Origin of the sequence: Coleofasciculus sp. FACHB-712 (assembly GCF_014695635.1) — a bacterium.
Classification (GTDB): Bacteria; Cyanobacteriota; Cyanobacteriia; order Cyanobacteriales; family FACHB-T130; genus FACHB-T130.
The window spans coordinates 1-2,806 of record NZ_JACJOQ010000172.1 but is presented as its reverse complement, the minus strand read 5'-3'; the positions used below and the strand labels follow the sequence as shown (position 1 = coordinate 2,806).

At 49.4% G+C, this 2,806-nt stretch carries 2 protein-coding genes; both read right to left on the bottom strand.

Annotated features, from left to right (window positions below):
- Positions 1 to 1,688: lipopolysaccharide biosynthesis (locus tag H6F50_RS04615; protein ID WP_190426814.1), on the bottom strand; the 1,688-nt coding region annotated here is incomplete at its 3' end.
- Positions 1,689 to 1,855: 167 nt separating this feature from the next.
- Positions 1,856 to 2,806, bottom strand: a 951-nt coding sequence (locus H6F50_RS04610) for a polysaccharide biosynthesis/export family protein (protein ID WP_190426811.1), incomplete at its 5' end; no start/stop codon positions are given.

Sequence of the window (2,806 nt, the reverse complement as noted above, 5' to 3'; positions counted from 1 at the left end):
GGATCGGGAGAGACTTTCAGGAATTTGGACTCAGAAGGCGATCGCAAATCAGTTTCTATCACTAGAGTGCGCTTGCCAGCACAAGCCGATGCGATTCCAAGGTTATAAGCATTAACTGTCTTACCCTCTTGGCTAATCGTGCTGGTCAATAACACTACTTTCAAGGGTTGCTCGCTGGCTCGCCGCAGATTGCTGCGGAAGCGCTCGTAATACTCGTGATAAACAGAATCCTGTTGGAGCAGAACCGGCGTTTCGCCCAATTGCGGATCTTGGAGGACAACGAAAGGCACTTCACCCAGCACCAGCACATCCCGTTGTCGTAGTGCTGCCCGCACTTCCTCGACCGTGTAGAACGTGCCATCCAGCATCGCTAACAGGAAAATCAATCCGCCACCCACTAATACTCCGACCAAAGCTCCCACAGCTACCGTTAACGGTAAGCTTTGACTCTTCTGCTCGCTAGCGGCAACTTGTGGCGGTTGAGCAATGGTAAGACTGCTGACCGTCTCGGCTTCTGCTGCTTTGGCATCTACTAATGCCGCCTGCATCTTATCGTACAGACCTTGTTTGAGCTGAACCTGCTGTTGTAGTCGGGCTTGATCCAGCTGTTTATTGGGGATTTTTACATATTCAGCACGGAGTTGCTGCTCGGTTTTGCGACTAGCCTGTAGTTGCTGTTGCAGGGTTTCGCGCTGGGTTTGTAAAGCTACCAGCGTGTTTGCCATACCTTGCCGCGTGGGGTCGAGGCTGCTGTCTCTGCGAATTTGGCTGGGGGGCAAGGGCGCTGCTACACCGCCTCCACCCATTACCTCCGATGCTCGCGACGATAGCAGTTCGTTGTAGGCTGTTAGCTGTTTTTTCAGCTGAATGATTTGAGGATGCTCTTGCCGCAAATCCCGGCTGAGAATTTGCAGCTGGGTTTCAGTTTGATGAATTTGCGATCGCAAGCTGTTAATAATTGGGTCAGCACTCAAGGCAGAAGACGTGTAAGCTTCAGCCGCCGTCAAACCCAACTTGTTTTGTAGACTGCGAATTTGAGTGTCAATTCCCTCCAAAGTCATCTGAATCTGACGTTGCTGCTCTTGGCTGCCAGAAATTGCACCCAGTGTCCTCCCATCCTGAGCGGCAACCAGTGCGGGTCCCTCCTGGCGAATATACTGCTCTAGTCTCTGTTGCGCCTCTTTAAGTTGCATCTCAGCAGGAGATAACCGGGCACTGATAGAGTCAATAATCGCTCGTAGCCGGGAGCTGTTAATCAAACGACTCTGTTCCACCATTCCCTGCATTAGCGCTTCCAAGGTGGCACTCGCTCGCTTCGGGTCGCTATCGCTGTAGGAAACTTGAATAACCTTCGGTCCGTCCTCCTCCGGCAGCTTTACTTTCGCATTTTTAGCAATTTGTGCTGTGTCTGCTTTCACCCGCGTTGCTGCTGCTTTGACCACATTCTCTGCTAGCAGCGTATCCTCATTCAGCTCTTGACCCTGCTTTTGAATCGCTTGCGTCGTCGTTGAAAATGGTGCAATCGGCCCGTTATAAGCCAGCACCCCTGTGGCCTTGAAAACAGGAGCTGGTGCTGGTTGTATACCCATGACGGCTGACGCACCGACAATGATAGTAAAACCAGCTAATCCAATCCATTTATGTTGATCTAGGGCGATCAGATAACGCTTAACAATAGGAGGAGTCATGGTCGTTTTTGGGCCTAGGGGCTAATGAGGAAATCAGGAGTAGAAACAAGTAGAAATCAAAAGTTCACGCTAAATATTTTTCTTATTTTGCTGCTTTGGCTCGATATTTTCTAACATTTATTTTCTTAGATATTTTTGGTTTCAGGTAGCATTTATTACCAGCTTCTCTAGTCGGAGTTATTGTTACTATCAGTCGTTGGACCAAACAGATCGGTAGCACTTTCTCTTAGCTGGTCAAAAAATAGTAGAAATCCCAAAATATCCCGAAAGGGTTGAGTAAAAGTACTCAAGGCATAAGTGATCTTACCAACCAAGTTACGACCCACCACAATGACATCGTTATTCCTTAGGGGGACATTTTGAGCAATGTTTCCCAGTAGCGCTGCTTTCCCGTCTATTTTCTGAGTCACTGCTTTGCCGCGTTCGGGATCGAATCGAATCAGGGCGATATTTCGCAGGTTAGAAGTATCTGGACTAGGACCAATCGCGCTTAAAGCATCAACAAATGTACTACCGTTGGGCAAGCTAATACTACCAATTCCCCCACCAGCGTAGCTCAAAACTCGGATATTGATCTGCTGCTGAGACACAGTAGAACGAGAAACTAGCGAGCGATCGTAGTTTTGCTCTGTGGCAACTTCTAGCTTCGGGATGACTACTGCATCGCCATCTTGTAAGCGTAAATTGGGGAGTGACTGTCCATTTAGCAGCGGCGTAAACAAATCAACCCGTTGCTCAATTGTCGAGCCATCGATCCGGGCGCGACGCACCAAAACCGATCGCAGATCTCCGAGATTAGTGCTGCCGCCAGCGATTAGCAATGCCGCAGAAAGTTGAGCGCCAGGAGCCAGGGTGTAGAAACCAGGTCTAACGACTTCGCCACTGATAGTAACTTGGGCTGCACGTTGACCTGCCAGCGTTACAGTGACGGCGGGATCGATGACAAAGCGGTTTAATCCCAAGCGAATTTTTTCCTGGGCTTCTTCCAGAGTCAGACCCAGTACAGATATTTTCCCTAATAGGGGTGCCACGATGTTTCCTTCCGCGTCAATGACGCTTTGAAAACTCAAGTCTGGAAAACGCTCAACCAACGCCGAAATCGTATCTCCCGTTCCCAG